General features: G+C 68.4%; 15 protein-coding genes. 5 read left to right on the forward strand and 10 right to left on the reverse strand.

Annotated elements, in window-relative coordinates:
* Window positions 1-77: 77 nt before the first annotated feature.
* Window positions 78-452 carry a hypothetical protein gene (locus ACAD63_RS00795; protein ID WP_135706120.1) on the reverse strand — a complete coding sequence of 125 codons (375 nt, stop codon included), beginning with the start codon at window positions 450-452 and terminating at the stop codon, window positions 78-80.
* A gap of 191 nt (window positions 453-643) precedes the next feature.
* On the opposite strand from ACAD63_RS00795, the gene ACAD63_RS00800 reads away from it, so the two are divergent.
* From ACAD63_RS00800 to ACAD63_RS00810, 3 genes are all read left to right on the forward strand, one after another.
* A complete protein-coding gene (locus ACAD63_RS00800) occupies window positions 644-1,117 on the forward strand; it encodes a Cd(II)/Pb(II)-responsive transcriptional regulator (RefSeq protein WP_133097801.1) in 474 nt (157 codons plus the stop codon).
* 474 nt (window positions 1,118-1,591) lie between these two features.
* On the forward strand, window positions 1,592-2,044 hold the full coding sequence (rnk, locus tag ACAD63_RS00805) for a nucleoside diphosphate kinase regulator (RefSeq protein WP_135706119.1): 453 nt from the start codon (window positions 1,592-1,594) through the stop codon (window positions 2,042-2,044).
* 267 nt (window positions 2,045-2,311) lie between these two features.
* The gene (locus ACAD63_RS00810; protein WP_029046599.1) at window positions 2,312-2,725 is read left to right on the forward strand and encodes a hypothetical protein; all 414 of its coding nucleotides are present in this window, start codon (window positions 2,312-2,314) and stop codon (window positions 2,723-2,725) included.
* 205 nt (window positions 2,726-2,930) lie between these two features.
* Here the strand turns inward: ACAD63_RS00810 and ACAD63_RS00815 are convergent, their stop codons facing one another.
* The 7 genes from ACAD63_RS00815 to gcl all read right to left on the reverse strand — a co-directional run bounded on the left by ACAD63_RS00815 (window position 2,931) and on the right by gcl (window position 10,935).
* Window positions 2,931-3,062, reverse strand: coding sequence for a hypothetical protein (locus tag ACAD63_RS00815; RefSeq protein ID WP_434033318.1), 132 nt, complete (start codon window positions 3,060-3,062; stop codon window positions 2,931-2,933).
* A 108-nt stretch (window positions 3,063-3,170) separates the two neighbouring features.
* Window positions 3,171-4,040, reverse strand: coding sequence for a KPN_02809 family neutral zinc metallopeptidase (gene ypfJ / locus ACAD63_RS00820; protein ID WP_133097798.1), 870 nt, complete (start codon window positions 4,038-4,040; stop codon window positions 3,171-3,173).
* Window positions 4,041-4,306: 266 nt separating this feature from the next.
* Window positions 4,307-5,770, reverse strand: a complete 1,464-nt coding sequence (pyk, locus tag ACAD63_RS00825; protein WP_133097797.1) for a pyruvate kinase — start codon at window positions 5,768-5,770, stop codon at window positions 4,307-4,309.
* Between the two features lie 74 nt (window positions 5,771-5,844).
* Window positions 5,845-7,167, reverse strand: a complete 1,323-nt coding sequence (locus ACAD63_RS00830; RefSeq protein ID WP_434033319.1) for a glycerate kinase type-2 family protein — start codon at window positions 7,165-7,167, stop codon at window positions 5,845-5,847.
* An 81-nt stretch (window positions 7,168-7,248) separates the two neighbouring features.
* Complete coding sequence (locus ACAD63_RS00835; RefSeq protein ID WP_135706117.1) at window positions 7,249-8,169, reverse strand: 2-hydroxy-3-oxopropionate reductase; 921 nt, start codon at window positions 8,167-8,169, stop codon at window positions 7,249-7,251.
* 70 nt (window positions 8,170-8,239) lie between these two features.
* Window positions 8,240-9,022: a hydroxypyruvate isomerase gene (gene hyi, locus ACAD63_RS00840; protein ID WP_133097794.1), complete on the reverse strand. Its 783-nt coding sequence runs from the start codon at window positions 9,020-9,022 to the stop codon at window positions 8,240-8,242.
* A 128-nt stretch (window positions 9,023-9,150) separates the two neighbouring features.
* On the reverse strand, window positions 9,151-10,935 hold the full coding sequence (gene gcl, locus ACAD63_RS00845; protein WP_133097793.1) for a glyoxylate carboligase: 1,785 nt from the start codon (window positions 10,933-10,935) through the stop codon (window positions 9,151-9,153).
* A gap of 294 nt (window positions 10,936-11,229) precedes the next feature.
* Here gcl and ACAD63_RS00850 point away from each other — a divergent pair, with 294 nt between their 5' ends.
* On the forward strand, window positions 11,230-11,955 hold the full coding sequence (locus tag ACAD63_RS00850) for a hypothetical protein (protein WP_195427169.1): 726 nt from the start codon (window positions 11,230-11,232) through the stop codon (window positions 11,953-11,955).
* On the opposite strand, the gene ACAD63_RS00855 is transcribed toward ACAD63_RS00850, so the two are convergent.
* Both ACAD63_RS00855 and ACAD63_RS00860 read right to left on the reverse strand, forming a co-directional pair.
* Entirely contained in the window at window positions 11,956-13,170 is a 1,215-nt protein-coding gene (locus tag ACAD63_RS00855) for a M20 aminoacylase family protein (RefSeq protein ID WP_133097791.1), read from the reverse strand.
* 43 nt (window positions 13,171-13,213) lie between these two features.
* Window positions 13,214-14,527 carry an MFS transporter gene (locus ACAD63_RS00860; protein ID WP_434033320.1) on the reverse strand — a complete coding sequence of 438 codons (1,314 nt, stop codon included), beginning with the start codon at window positions 14,525-14,527 and terminating at the stop codon, window positions 13,214-13,216.
* 373 nt (window positions 14,528-14,900) lie between these two features.
* Between ACAD63_RS00860 and ACAD63_RS00865 the strand changes: the two genes are divergently transcribed.
* Window positions 14,901-15,851: a LysR family transcriptional regulator gene (locus ACAD63_RS00865; RefSeq protein WP_133097789.1), complete on the forward strand. Its 951-nt coding sequence runs from the start codon at window positions 14,901-14,903 to the stop codon at window positions 15,849-15,851.
* Window positions 15,852-15,871 lie beyond the last annotated feature (20 nt).

Genomic DNA, 15,871 nt, shown 5'->3' on the forward strand with positions numbered 1-15,871 from the left:
CGAGCCGCAAGCGCGCACCGCACCCGCGGCACGGCGCGCAGGAAACGGCGGACGCGGACAACCGCGGCCGCGCACGCTCAGGCGCGCGGCGGGCGGGGCAGCAGCGGCAGGTCGGGTTCGGGCAGCGCGGCGCCGGCGTAGCGCGGCCGGCCGGCGCGGCCCGCCCACGCTGCCAGGCGCAGCGGAGATGCCGGCAGCAGTTGCTCGGCAAGGTCGGCGCCGGGCTGCGGTTGCGGCTCGGGGGATTCGGGAGAAGGGACGGAATCGGCCAGGACGGACGGTTCAGCTTGCGCGACATCGCCGGCCATGTCATCGGACCTTTGGTCGGACATTTTGTCGGCTGCACTTGCAGCCGGTGCGGTGGCGGACGCCGCCAGCCCGTCGCCGATCGTACCCGCGGCGTGCGCGAGCGCGCCCGCCCAGCCCGGCAGGGGCAGGAAGGCCAGCATCATGACCAGCAGGAGAAGCCGGAGCGAACGCAATTGGGGGACGACTTATCGGTGGTGTTGAGGGATTCTACAGGATGCGCCATGACGTCGGCGCCGGCTGCCGCACGCCGCTGCAAGGTTGCGCAGACTGCCCTACACTAGCCAAAACCCTGGAGCGATTACAGGATTCGATCTTCCAAGACAGGACTTCCACCATGCGTATCGGCGAGCTTTCCCGTACCAGCGGCTGCGATGTCGAGACCATCCGCTATTACGAACGCGAGGGGCTGCTCGACGCCCCGCGGCGCGAGGCCAACGGCTACCGGCGCTATGACGACGGCCACCTGGTGCAGCTGAACTTCGTGCGCCATTGCCGCTCGCTCGGCATGAGCCTGTCGGACGTGCGCAGGCTGCGCGAGTTCGAGCGCAACCCGTCGCAGGATTGTGACGACATCAACACGCTGCTGGACCGCCAGATCGCGCAGATCCATGCGCAGCGGGTGGCGCTCGAAGCGCTGGAAGGGCAGTTGCGCGCACTGCGCGAAACCTGCCACCATCACCACCACCAGCCCGCCAGCGAATGCGGCATCCTGCAGAACCTGCAGCAGGCCGCCGCCGGGGCCGCCTGTGAATGCCATCCTGGCGCGCACGATAGCGCCGACGATAGCGGGCATGCCGCCAATGGGTGAGGTACGCGGCCGCATCGCTGTGCTACGATGACTGTCACCGTGATCGCACCACAGCGGTGCACGAGCCCGGGCGGCGCCTTGCATAGTAAGCAATGACTTACGTTGCCGGCCTTACGGCCAGATGGCCGCCGCACTCCAATCTTTTCCACATGACCGTGAACGATCGCTTGACGCCGATGACCGACGCGCCTGTCCGCCTGCAGCGGACCGGCCGCCCGCGCGCGTCCGCGTTCGCCATGTCCCCGCGCCGGATCAGCGCACCGCCTGCATCCGCCCGGTTCCCAGCCTGACTCTCCCCCACACGGGGCCCGGGCCGAACCGGGCCCGAGCCAGCCTCTCCATGGTTGCCGACGACTGACACGCCGGCACCGTCGATATTCGCGCTGCTGCGCAAAGCCAAGACCTGACCGCGCTGCCGCCCGCCACGTTCATGCGGCCGGGCCGCGCTAATCCATGACTGCCGGAGGATCCGCCATGAAGGCCACCAAGAAGCAATCCGCCAAAACTACACGATCCACTCAGGTGGCGACCCCGTCGCTGTACCTGACCGAGCTCGACGTCACGCGCCTTGAGCGCATCGCCAGCCGCGCCGGCTCGACCCAGCTCGAAGACATGCTCGACAGCCTGCTGGCGCGCGCCACGATCGTTGCGCCTGACGAAATCCCGACCGATGTGGTCACCATGAACTCGCGCCTGGTGTGCACGCTGCCTGGCGATCCGTCGCCGCGCAACTGGACGCTGGTCTACCCGGATGCGGCCGATTTCGACGCCGGCCGGCTGTCGGTGCTGTCGCCGGTGGGCCAGGCGTTGCTGGGCGCACGTGCCGGCCAGACCGTCGGCTACCGCCTGCCGGACGGCCGTGAGCAGCAGGTGACGATCGGCGAGATCGCTTTCCAGCCGGAAGCCAGCGGCCAGTACACGCTCTGAGCGCAGCGCGCGCCCGCCGGCGCGTGCCGGCCTGGCCACACGCAAGCCCAGCCGCCTGCGTGCAACCGGCGCTCCGTGGACACCATTCATCGGCAAGCGAGTCGTTTCACGACTCGCAACGCACCATTCGTCGCAGCGGCATTTCTGCTTGCGCGCACTGTGACTAATCTTCAGTCCGTGCTCGCATCGCAACATAGATTGCCGGGCGGTCGGAGTTTCACCCGGCCAAAAAATAAGACCGACGAAATCAGTTGAAGGAGTCCCGAAATGATCGCCAGACGTATCCTTGGCGGCGCGCTTGTGTTCGCGGCAGTGGCCGCGTCCGCTGCGGCGTTGGCTGCCCCCGCCACCAGCAAGGTCGGCAAGTTTGATGTGTATGCCGATGCGCTGCGCGCCGGCAAGTACGACGTGTACACCGACGGCGCCAAGCAAGGCAAGTTCGATACATATACCGATGGCGCCCGCACCGGCCGCTTCGATGTGTATTCGGAAGGCTCGCGCCAGGGTGGCAAGTTCGACACCTTCACCGAAGGCACGCATACCTTCAGCGGCGAGATCTCTAAGCAAGGCAAGTTCGATACCTTCAGCGAAGGTACGCACACCTTCAGCGGCGATATCGCTGACCGCGCGCTCGACAACTCGCGCACGGGTGACGGCTCGCTGTACGGCTATCGCGTCTGAGCGGCACAGCCGAACGCCTGACCTTTCCGGTCCTCGCCTGACCTGAAGCGGCCACCACGGTGGCCGCACGTTTTCTCTCCCGCCTGCCCGGCCGACCTCCTCCTCCTTCTCTCTTCGCCTGGCAGGCGTTTTTCTCCCCCGTCTTTCTCCTCTTTGTCCGATTGTGCTGATTGCAAGCCCACGGCTGCGATAGCCTGCGCGCGTCTCATGCCGCCGGCGGCTGCGTGGCAGCGGCGTCGTGCCGCTCCGCCTGCGCCTTTGGCAGCCTGCGCGCGATCGCCGCGTACAGCAGCGGCACCGCCAGCGTACCCAGCACGAACGCCAGCGAGGTCATCACCACCGGGCGCAGGCGCTGGCCAGCCGCGCGCCGGCGGCCTCCACCACGCTGGTCACGCCCTTCGCGCCGCGCACCCCTCCGGCGTTGGGGTGCCCTTGGGCTAAGGCTTCAGGGCTCGCGCGCGGCGAAGGTGTCGCACTTGCGGACGTCGCCCGACTCGATGCCGCGGCGCAGCCAGCGCACGCGCTGTTCGCTGGAGCCGTGGGTAAAGGCCTCCGGCACGACATAGCCTTGCGACCGGCGTTGCAGCCGGTCATCGCCGATGGCGGCGGCGGCCTTCAGGCCTTCCTCGATATCGCCCGGTTCCAGCAGTTGCTGGTTGGCGCGCTGCGCGGTGGCGGCCCACACGCCGGCCAGGCAGTCGGCCTGCAGTTCCATGCGCACCGACAGCTGGTTGGCCTGCGCCTCGCCCATGCGGCGGCGCGCGGCGTCGACCTTTTCGGACACGCCCAGCAGGTTCTGCACATGGTGGCCGATCTCGTGCGCGATCACGTACGCCTGGGCAAAGTCGCCGCTGGCGCCAAAGCGCTTGCGCAGTTCGTCATAGAAAGCCAGGTCGATATAGACCTTCTGGTCGCCGGGGCAGTAGAACGGGCCCATCGCCGACTGGCCGGTGCCGCACGCGGTCGGCGTGGCGCCGGAGAACAGCACCAGCGTCGGCGGTGCGTAGCGGCGGTTCAGCTCGGTCTCGAAGATGTGTTGCCAGGTGCGCTCGGTATTGCCCAGCACCTTGCGCGTGAACACCGTCATCTGGTCGGTGGCGGGCGGGCGGTTGGCCTGCTGCTGCTGTTGCTGCTGGCCAGAGCCTTGCAGCACCGATGCGCCCTGCATGATCAGCATCGGGTCGATGCCGAAGAAATACGACGCGGCCAACGCGACGATGACCGTGCCAATGCCGATCGACTTGCCGCCCAGCCCGCCGAATCCGCCGCGGCGGTCTTCTACGTGCTGGCTTTCGGCTTCGTCATCGAGGCGCATGTTGCAGGCTCCTGGGGCAATGTGAGGGAGATCCGGGATTTGCCGGGTTGAAAGTCAGTATAGCAATGGGCTCGGGCGGCCCGCGTGCGCCCAAAACCGCCCCCCTTTTTGTACCCCTCTTTTGCCTTTCTGCGCCCCAAAAAAAACACCACCCGATCGCCCTGGAGACGGGCAACGCGGGCGGTGTGCGGCAAACATAAGAAACCGGGCTTGCGCCCGGTCCGGTCACTGCCTGAGCGTCCCGCGACGGGACGCTGGTGCGTCGGCTAGGCCAATGCGGCTTCCCGCGTGGACGAGGCCGTGGCCACTGCGCTGGCGCCGACTTCCGCCACGCGCAGCAGGTTGGTCGTCCCGCCCTGGCCGAACGGCATGCCGGCCGCGATGGTGATCTGGTCGCCCGGCGCGGCGTAGCCTTCCACCAGCGCCGCGCGCGTCGCGGCCTCGACCATCTCGTCGACGCTCTGCACGTCCGGGCTCACGGTGGAGTGGATGCCCCACGCGATCGCCAGCCGGCGCGCGATGTCCAGGTTGGGCGTGATGCTGACGATCGGCGCGCACGGCCGCTCGCGCGCGGCGCGCAGCGCGGTGGCGCCCGACGACGTATAGGTCACCGTGGCCGCCGCGCCGATGATCTGCGTGACCTCGCGCAGCGCGGCGCAGATCGCGTCCTGGCGCGTGTTCAGCGGGGTCTCGTGCTGCGCGTCGAGCAGGTTGCGGTACAGCGGGTCGCGCTCGACCTCGGTGACGATGCGGTTCATCATCGACACCGCCTGCACCGGGTAGCGGCCGTTGGCTGACTCGGCCGACAGCATTACCGCATCGGCGCCTTCGTAGATCGCGCTGGCCACGTCCGACGCTTCGGCGCGCGTCGGTACCGGCGAGTCGATCATCGATTCCAGCATCTGCGTGGCGATCACCACCGGCTTGCCCAGCTGGCGGCACACGCGCAGGATGCGCTTCTGCACGCCGGGCACGCGCTCGGGCGGCAGCTCAACGCCCAGGTCGCCGCGCGCCACCATCACCGAGTCGGACACGCGCACGATCTCTTCCAGCTGCTGCAGCGCGGCCGGCTTCTCGATCTTGGACAGGATGCCGGCACGGGTGCCGACGATCTCGCGCGCCTCGACGATATCCGACGGACGCTGCACGAACGACAGCCCGATCCAGTCCGCGCCCAGCGACAGCGCGAAGTCCAGGTCCTTGCGGTCCTTCGCCGTCAGCGCGGGGATGGGGATCACCGCGTCGGGCACGTTCACGCCCTTGCGGTCGGACAGCGTGCCGTTGTTGGCCACGCGCGTGGTGATGGTGCCAGTGGTGACCGACTCGATCGCCAGGCGCACCTTGCCGTCGTCGATCAGCAGCGACTGGCCCGGCTGCGCGGCTTCGAACAGCTCGGGGTGCGGCAGGTAGACGCGGGTGCCGTCGCCCGGGGTTGGATCGCTGTCGAGCACGAACACGTCGCCGGTGCGCACCGCGACCTTGCCCGCGGCGAAGGTGCCGATGCGCAGCTTGGGACCCTGCAGGTCAGCCAGCACGGCGATGGGACGGCCGGTCTCGGCCTCGATCTGGCGCACCGCGTCGTAGCGCGCGCGGTGGTCGTCGTGCGTGCCGTGGCTGAAGTTCAGGCGGAACACGTCCGCGCCGGCCTCGAACAGCGCGCGGATCGCCGCGATGTCGGTGCTGGCGGGGCCGAGCGTGGCCACGATCTTCGCTTTGCGCTGGCGTCTCATGATGTCTCCTCTTCCATTCTCGGTTGCGGCGCTTCGGCGCCGCGAGTCAGTCGGTACTACGTTGGCGGCGATCGTCAGACGATCAGGATCGCGCGGAAGTCGTTCACGTTGGTACGGGTCGGGCCGGTGACGATCAGGTCGTCCACGCCGGCAAAGAAGCCGTAGCCGTCGTTGTTCTCCAGATGCGTGCGCGCATTCAGGCCACGCCCGGCGGCGCGGGTCAGCGTGTCGGGCGACAGCAGCGCGCCGGCGTTGTCTTCCGAGCCGTCGATGCCATCGGTATCGCCGGCAATCGCATGCACGCCGGGCAGGCCGTCGAGCGCCACCGCCAGCGACAGCAGGAACTCCGCATTGCGCCCGCCGCGGCCCTTGCCGCGCACGGTCACGGTGGTCTCGCCACCGGACAGCAGCACGCACGGCTTGCTGAAGGGCTGGCCGCGCTGGGCGACCTGGCGCGCGATGGCGGCGTGGACTTCGGCCACTTCGCGCGCTTCGCCCTCGATGCAGTCGGACAGGATGTGGGCCTCGAAGCCCAGTTCGCGCGCGCGCGCCGCGGCGGCTTCGAGCGATTGTTGCGCGGTCGCCAGCGTCACGCTGCGGTGGCCGTTGAAGCGCGCGTCGCCGGGCTTGGGCGTTTCACCCGCGCCGCTCTCCAGGTGCGCGCGCACATTGGCGGGCACGTCGATGCCGTACTTGGCGATCACGGCCAGCGCATCGGCGCAGGTAGTCGCATCGGGCAGCGTCGGGCCGCTGGCGATGAGGGTCGGGTCATCGCCCGGAATATCGGAAATCAGCAGCGTCTCCACGCGCGCCGGCGCGCAGTGCAGCGCCAAGCGTCCGCCCTTGAGCGCGGACAGGTGCTTGCGCACGCAGTTCATCTCGCCGATGCTCGCGCCGCTCTTGAGCAGCGCCTTGTTCACGGCTTGCTTGTCGGCCAGCGTCAGGCCCGGCGCGGGCGCGGCCAGCAGCGCGGAGCCGCCGCCGGAAATCAGGCACAGCACCAGGTCGTCGGCGGTCAGGCCCTGCACCAGTTCCACCATGCGCTGCGCGGCGCGTGCGCCGGCTTCGTCGGGAACAGGGTGGGCGGCTTCGACCACTTCGATCCGCTTGCAATCGGCACCATGGCCGTAGCGCGTCACCACCAGCCCCGACAGCTCGCCTTGCCAGTTCGCTTCCACCGCTTGCGCCATCGCGGCGGCGGCCTTGCCGGCGCCGATCACCACGGTGCGGCCCTTGGGCGGCGCGGGCAGGTGCGGCGGCAGGCAGTGGCTGGCGCTGACGGAAGCGACCGCGGTATCGAACAGGTCGCGCAGCAGCGCGCGCGGATTGATCTGTCCGGGATGGGCTGCCGTGCGCTGGGGCGACAGCAGCGCGGCTTGGGGTTCGGTGGCGAGCATGAAGAATCCTGGTGCTGACGAGGTACTGGCTGACTGCGAAAGCTAGTCGTCCCCGCGGGGCGGGGACGACGGGGTTGCTGCTTACTTGGCGTTGGCGATCTGGTGGTTAGACATGATCTCGATCGCGCGGCACAGGGCCGAGTGGTCCTGCTTGCCAAGGCCGTTGGCCGAGCAGGTGTTGAACAGCTCCTGCGCGGTGGCGGTGTTGGGCAGTGCCACGCCCAGCGCCTTGGCACCCTGCAGCGCCAGGTTCAGGTCCTTCTGGTGCAGTTCGATGCGGAAGCCCGGATCGAAGGTGCGCTTGACCATGCGATCGCCATGCACTTCCAGGATGCGGGAGGCCGCAAAGCCGCCCATCAGCGCCTCGCGCACCTTGGCCGGATCGGCGCCCGCCTTGGAGGCGAACAGCAGCGCTTCGGACACAGCCTGGATGTTCAGTGCGACGATGATCTGGTTGGCCACCTTGGTGGTCTGGCCGTCGCCGTTGCCGCCCACCAGCGTGATGTTCTTGCCCATCAGCTCGAACAGCGGCTTGACCTGGTCGAAGGCCTCCTGCGGGCCGCCGACCATGATCGTCAGCGATGCGGCCTTGGCGCCGACTTCACCGCCCGACACCGGGGCGTCCAGGTACGAAGCGCCCAGCTTGTTGATGCGCGCGGCGAAGTCCTTGGTGGCGATCGGCGAGATCGAGCTCATGTCGACCACGATCTTGCCGTAGCTGGCTTCCTTGCCGGCGGCCTTCAGCGCGGCGGCAACGCCCTTGTCGGCAAACAGCACGGCCTCGACGTGCGGCGTGTCCGGCACCATGATGACGATGATGTCGGCGCGCTTGGCGACTTCCTCGGCGCTGGTGCAGACGGTCACGCCTGCATCGACCAGCGCTTGCGGGGCCGGGTTGACGTCATGCACGAACAGCGTGTGGCCGGCGGCGCGCAGGTGGCCCGCCATCGGTGCGCCCATGATGCCCAGGCCGATGAAGCCGACGTTGCGTTGGTTTGCCATATTGATGTCTCCTTGCTTGAGAGTAAGTCTGTCTTGGTTCGAGTAGGTGGTAGCGGGTTACCGCGGGGGCTTACTGCACGCCGTGCGCGGCGCGCCAGCCCAGGCCGGCTTCGGTGGTGGTCTTCGGCTTGTATTCGCAGCCGATCCAGCCGGTGTAGCCGATCTCGTCCAGGAACTTGAACAAATACTGGTAGTTCAGCTCGCCCGTGCCCGGCTCGTTGCGGCCCGGGTTGTCGGCCAGCTGCACGTGCCTGATCTTCGGCAGGTTGGCCTTGATGGTGTTGGCGATCTCGCCCTCCATCCGCTGCATGTGATAGATGTCGTACTGCACGTACAGGTTGGGCGCGTTGACCTGGTTGATCAGGTCGACTGCCTGCTGGGTGCGCGACAGGAAGAAGCCGGGAATGTCGAAGGTGTTGATCGGCTCGACCAGCAGGTCGATATGCTCGGCGGCCAGCGCGCCGGCGGCGAAGCGCAGGTTTTCCACCAGCGTTTCCTGGGCCTGTTCGCGCTTGACGTTCTGCGGCAGGATGCCGACCAGGCAGTTCAGCTGGCGCACGCCCAGCACCTTGGCGTACTTGATGGCCTCGCCCACGCCGTCCTGGAATTCGCCGGCACGGTCCGGGTGGCACGCAATGCCGCGCTCGCCCGCGTCCCACTTGCCGGCGGGCAGGTTGTGCAGCACCAGGTCCAGCTGGAAGCGGTTCAGGCGGTCAGCGATCTGGTCCGCGTGGAACGCATACGGGAAGAGGAACTCCACGCCGCGGAAGCCCGCGCGCGCGGCGGCTTCGAAGCGGTCGAGAAAGCCCACTTCGTTGAACAGCATGGTGAGGTTGGCCGCAAGTTTGGTCATTTTGTCATCTCCTGTGACTTGGTTTTTGTTCGTCGTTCCCGCGGAGGCGGGAACCCAGTGACTTTCAAAGACGCTGGATTCCCGCCTCCGCGGGAATGACGTGTCGGACTGCAAGGGGCTGTGGAGCCTTACGCCGTTTCCACTTCTTCGTTCAGGATGGCCTCGTCCGCATCCTCGATGTCTTCGATCGGCTCGAACTCGTTGATGTTGTCGATCTCGGTGCCCATCGCGATATTGGTCACACGCTCCAGGATCACCTCGACCACCACCGGCACCGAGAACTCGGCCATCAGGTCGCGCGCCTCAGCGAAGGCGGGGGCGATGTCTTCCGGCTTGAACACGCGGATCGCCTTGCAACCCAGGCCTTCCACCACCTTGACGTGGTCCACGCCGTAGCCGTTCAGCTCGGGCGAGTTGACGTTGTCGAAGGCCAGCTGCACGCAGTAGTCCATCTCGAAGTTGCGCTGCGCCTGGCGGATCAGGCCGAGGTAGGAGTTGTTCACCACCACGTGGATGTACGGCACCTTGAACTGCGCGGCCACGGCCAGTTCCTCGATCATGAACTGGAAGTCATAGTCGCCCGAGATCGCCACCACGTCCGAGTTCGGCGAAGCGGTCTTCACGCCGATCGCGGCCGGGATGGTCCAGCCCAGCGGGCCGGCCTGGCCGCAGTTGATCCAGTGGCGCGGCTGGTTCACCGACAGGAACTGCGCGGCGGCGATCTGCGACAGGCCGATGGTGCTGACATAGCGCACGTCGCGCGGGAAGTACTGGTTCATCTCGCGGTACACGCGCTGCGGCTTGACCGGCACGTTGTCGAAGTCGCTCTTGCGCTGCATGGTGCGGCGACGCTTCTGCACGTCGGCGACCCACGACTTGCGGCACGGCAGGCGGCCGGCCATCTTCATTTCGCGGGCGACTTCGACGAACAGCTCCAGCGCGGCCTTGGCGTCGGAGACGATGCCCAGGTCGGGGCCGAACACGCGGCCGATCTGGGTGGGCTCGATATCGACGTGCACGAACTTGCGGCCCTTGGTGTAGACATCGACGCTGCCGGTGTGGCGGTTGGCCCAGCGGTTGCCGATGCCCATCACGAAGTCCGAAGCCAGCAGCGTGGCGTTGCCGTAGCGGTGCGAGGTCTGCAGGCCGACCATGCCGGCTTGCAGCGGGTGGTCGTCGGCCAGCACGCCCCAGCCCATCAGCGTCGGCACCACCGGCACGTTGACCAGCTCGGCGAACTCGACCAGCAGCTCCGAAGCGTCAGCGTTGATCACGCCGCCGCCGCAGACGATCAGCGGGCGCTCGGCCGCGTTCAGCATCGCGATGGCCTTCTCGATCTGGGCGCGCGAGGCGGCCGGCTTGTATGGCTGCAGCGACTGGTAGGTGTCGGGATCGAATTCGATCTCGGCGACCTGCACGTCGAACGGCAGGTCGATCAGCACCGGACCCGGGCGGCCCGAGCGCATGATGTGAAACGCTTGCTGGAACACTTGCGGCACCAGTGCCGGCTCGCGCACGGTCACGGCCCACTTGGTCACGGGCTTGGCGATCGACTCGATGTCGACGGCCTGGAAGTCCTCCTTGTACAGGCGCGCGCGCGGGGCCTGGCCGGTGATGCAGAGGATGGGGATCGAGTCCGCCCAGGCCGAGTACAGGCCGGTGATCATGTCGGTGCCGGCGGGGCCCGAGGTGCCGACGCAGACGCCGATATTGCCGGGTTCGGCACGGGTGTAGCCCTCGGCCATGTGCGAGGCGCCTTCGACGTGGCGGGCCAGAACGTGGCTGATGTTGCCCGACTTGCGCATTGCCGAGTAGAACGGGTTGATCGCCGCGCCCGGCACGCCGAACGCCGTGGTCACGCCTTCCTTCTCCAGAACCGCGATGGCCGCGTCGATTGCTCTCATCTTTGCCATGATCTTGTCTCCAATGGTGGTGGGATTCGCATTGGAGTCGATCCTATTCCCCCAACCGGGGCGGGATAAACAGAAGGACGATCAGTTGATTCGATACTTCGGGTATGGAATATGGCCTTGGAAGCCTGATGAGACGGTCGCCGACAGCACGCCGGCGTATGCAATTGGATATGCGGTGTGATGAAGCGGCCACGCTGCGCAGCGGTGGGTACGCCCCGGGGCCACCCGGCGCGGTGTCTATCCGGCACGTGCCCATGCGGCGAAAATGGCGGCATCCCGTTGCCCGTGCCGATCATGTATTCCAGGCTGCCGCCGACCTACGAACTGCTTGAAGCGCTTGACGCCTCCAGCGCGCCCGCGCCGCCATCGGAGCGCGCGCCGGCTGGCGGGCTGGCCCGCTTGCTGTGGATCGGCTTTATCGTCGCGCTGGTGGCGACCCTGCTCGGCGGCGGTGCGCTGGCCGCGTGGCGGCTGTGGCTGAAGCACCCGGTACCACCGTGGTCGCTGCGCGCCTTCGAGGCGTTTCTGGCCGCGGCGGCCGCCTGCTATGTGGGCGCCGGGCTGGCGCGCACCCGCCCGGTGCTGGCCAGGCTGCGCAACCCGCTGCGCTGGCAAGCCCGGGAAATGGACCGCCAGCGCGCGGCCGAGGACGCGCTGCTGCGGCAGCTGGCGCGCATCCCGCCGGCGCAGCTGGAAGCGCGCCAAAGGCGCGTGGCCTTGCAGCTGCGGCTATGGGAGGGGGCTGCACGTACCGTGGGCCTGCTGCTGGCTCTGGCGCCCGCCGCGGTGGTGCTGGCCGGCGCGTGGCGCGCCTTGCCGCGTCCGGAGCAGGCGGTGCCGACGCTGCTGTGGGGCTATGGCGTAATGCTGGTCGCCGGCGGCGCCAGCTACCTGTACCTGCATGTGCAGTGCAGCCGGCCGTTGCGGCGGCTGGCCTACGTGCTGGGCGAAGCCGCGCGGATGAACGCCGAACTGGATGCGCGGCGCGCGCAACGCGCCGCCGCTGCACGCGAAGCGTGATCAGGCCGCGGCGAGATAGGTCTGCACCAGCCGCACCCAGGCCGCCGCGCCCAGCGGCAGCACCGCGTCGTTGAAGTCGTAGCCGGGGTTGTGCACCATGCAGCCGCCGAATTCGCCTTCGCCGTTGCCGAGGATCAGGTAGCACCCCGGCACTGCGTTGAGCATCCACGCAAAGTCCTCGCTGCCGTTGAGTCCCTTTGGCGCCTGCGTGACCACGTTGTCCGCGCCGACCAGCTCGGTGCAGACGCGCTGCGCCAGCAGCGTTTCGGCTTCGGCGTTGACCATCGGCGGCGTCAGCTGGCGGTAGTCGATCTCCGCCTCCACGCCATGTGCCTGTGCCGTCAGCGCGACGATCTCGCGGATGCGCTGCTCGACCAGCGCACGGGTCTCGGGCCGCGCGGCGCGCACGTTGAGCCCCAGCGTCACGGCTTCCGGAATCACGTTGTGCGTGGCGCCGCCGCGAATGAAGCCGACTGATACCACGGCGGTATCGTCAGGTGCGACATTGCGCGCCACCACGGTCTGCAGCGCGGTGACGATGGCCGCCGCCGCCGCGATCGGGTCGCGCGCGCGGTGCGGCATCGCGCCGTGGCCGCCCACGCCGCGCACGGTCACGTCGGCCACGTCCGACGACAGGCTCACCGGCCCCGGCAGCACGCGGAACGATCCCGCCGGCACGCCCGGCATGTTGTGCAGCGCGAAGATCGCATCGCACGGAAAGCGCTCGAACAGCCCGTCCTCGATCATCGCGCGCGCGCCGCACAGGTTTTCTTCGTCGGGCTGGAAGATCAGGTTGAGCGTGCCGTCGAATTCGGGCTGGTCGGCAATCGCCCTGGCCGCCGCCAGCAAAATTGCGGTATGGCCGTCGTGGCCGCACGCGTGCATCTTGCCGGGCACGCGGCTGGCGTAGGGCAGGCCGGTGGCCTCGGTGATCGGCAGCGCGTCCATGTCGGCGCGGATGCCGAGGCGGCGCGCGCCGCTGCCGCGCTTGAGCTGCCCGACCACGCCGCTCTTGCCGATGCCGGTGTGGACCTCGTAGCCCCATTCGGCCAGCAGCGTCGCCACCAGCTTGCTGGTCGCCCCCACCTCGAAGCCCAGTTCGGGCTGCGCGTGGATCTGGCGGCGGATGCCGACGAAGGTTTCGGCGTCGATGCCGAGCGCCGGCAGCAGGTGCGGCAGGTACTGGAACGGCTGGAGCGTCGGTGCGCGGGTCATGGGTTCGGTCTCCGGAAAATGGTCAGGGTTCAGTGGGCGCGGATCAGTGGGCGCGGATTTCGCGGATGCGCAGCACGGCGAGCAGCGTGATCACGCCGCAGACCAGCATGTAGAGGGCCGGCGACATCGGGTTGCCGGTGCGGGCCAGCATCCACGTGACGATGAATTGCGACGAGCCGCCGAACACCGTCACGCCCACGCTGTAGATCACCGACAGGCCGCTGGCGCGCACGCCGGCGGGCAGCATCTCCAGCATCATCAGGAACATCGGCGTGGTGCCCAGGTTGACCAGCGCCGTCAGCAGCGCCGACACGCACAGCACCAGCGGCACGCTCGGGTAGGCATTGATCAGCCAGAACGCCGGGTACACCGCCAGCATGCTGAGCACCAGCGATGCCACCACCAGCGGCTTGCGCGCGACCAGGCGGTCAGCGAGGCGGCCGGCGAACAGTGACACCACCGTCAGCGTCAGCCCGGTGACACAGCCCGACAGAAACGAGAGCGACGCCGGCATATGCAGCACGCGGATCATGTAGGTCGGCATGAAGAACACCACCAGGTACATCGTCGCGGTGCCGGCCGTGGTCGCCAGGATGCCCTTGAGCACGGTGGCCCAGTGGTTGCGGAACAGCTCGCCGAGCGGGCTCGGCGCGTGGTCGTCGGCCTGGTGGGTTTCGTCGAGGTGCGCGCGGATATACAGCCCCACCGGCGCGATCAGCAGGCCGACCAGGAAGGGCAGGCGCCAGCCCCAGCTCTCCAGCGACGCGGCCGGCAGCACGGCGTACAGCGCGGCGCCGGTCAGCGCGCCCAGCAGCGCCGAGATGCCCTGGCTGCCGAGCTGCCAGCTGACGCGCCAGCCGCGGCCCTTGACCCCGCCTGCCTCCATCAGCATCGCGGTCGAGGCACCGATCTCGCCGCCGAGCGAAAAGCCCTGCAGCAGGCGGCCCGCCACGATCATCAGCGAGCCGGCGATGCCGGCCGACGCATACGGCGGCGCCAGCGCGATGCACAGCGTGCCCAGCACCATCAGGCCGATGCTCAGCGTCATCGCAGCCTTGCGGCCGCGCCGGTCGGCGTAGCTGCCGATCAACACGCCACCGAGCGGGCGCATCACGAAGCCGATGCCGAAGGTGGCGACCGCCAGCAGCAGCGAGCCGTAAGGACTGTCGGAGGGGAAGAACAGCTTGCCGATCAGCAGCGAGAAGAAGCTGTAGACGGTGAAATCGAACATCTCCAGCGCGTTGCCCAGCGAGCACGCCGCGATCAGGCGGAACTGGCTCTGGTTGCGAGGCGTGCTGACGGTGGCGGCGGGGGCGGCCGCGACGCTGGCAGGCGTCGCGAGGGTGGCGTCGTTCATGCAAGTTCTCCACGAACTGGTGGGGGGCTGCACGCACGGCGGACCGGTGTTGTCAGGGCCCGGTGAGCAGGAGCGGCTCGCGCGGCAGTCAGGTTGGCAACCTGTGGCGCTGAGTATTCAGGCAAACGGCCCGGGACAAAAAATCATATATTTTCATCCTGATAACCAGATCGAATCACCGTCATAACCGGTGTCGTCCCGATATCGGGAAAACTACTGAAGGGCGCCGGCAAAGCCTTGGCCGATGCGGCGAAGGGACGGAAGTGCTGCCCGCGACGCGCATCGGCGCCGCGCCCGCGGATGGGGCGTGTTGCCCCGCGCCGGGGCATGGCGCACGGCAATGCACGGCACCCTGGAACAGGAAACGAAATCGATGAAGCTGCACCAACTGCGGGTCCTGCTGGCCGTGGCCGAGCACGGCAGCATCCATGAAGCGGCGCGCGCGCTGCATATCTCGCAGCCGGCGCTGTCCAAGGCCATCGCCGAGCTGGAACGCGAGCTCGGCGTGACGCTGCTGTCGCGCTCGGTGCGCGGCGTCAGCCTGACCGCCTACGGGCTGGCGCTGGTCAAGCGCGCCAGCGTGGTCGAGCAGGAGCTGCGGCATGCGCTGGAAGACATCGAATCGATCCGCGGCCATGCCGAGGCGGAGCTGAACATCGGCTTTACCGCGGTGGCGTCGAGCGGCCCGCTGCCCGCGGCCATCGCGGCGTTCCGGCAGCGCTTTCCCAACGTGGCGCTGCGCGGCTTCGAGCTGCGCCCGCAGCAGATCCAGGAAGGCCTGCGCGAAGGGCGGCTCGACCTGGGCCTGATCTCCACCAACAGCGGCCCCGGCTCGGCCTCGCTGCAATGGGAGCCGCTGTTCTCGGTCGGCATGAAGCTGGCGGTGCGCGCCGGGCACCCGCTGCGCCGCACGCGCCGGCTGCGGCCACTGCTGGACGCCGACTGGCTGGTGCTCGACCCGGTCGACGATGCCGGCAGCCCGCTCGCCAGCCTGATGCGGCTGCACCGGATGGAAATGCCGCGCCGGGTGGTGCAGAGCGCATCGAACCTGCTCGGCCTGCAGCTGGCCACGCGCACCGACCTGGTCAGCATGTGGTCGGACTTTGTCTTCCACGGCACCGGCGGCCCGCTGCAGCTGGCCCGCGACCAGCTGGTGCCGCTGCCGATCCAGGACGAGCTGCCGGATTTCCGCGTTTTCCTGGTCTATCGCTCGGTCGACCTGATGACGCACGCCTGCGCGGAATTCAGCCGCGAAGTGCGGCATTGTGCCCGCGAGCGCCGCGATGCGCCGCCCGCCATGCGCCGGGCCCGATCCGCTTCATAAGCGCCGCCGGGATGCCACGG

It is taken from the genome of Cupriavidus sp. a3 (assembly GCF_051015765.1).
Lineage (GTDB): Bacteria > Pseudomonadota > Gammaproteobacteria > Burkholderiales > Burkholderiaceae > Cupriavidus > Cupriavidus oxalaticus_A.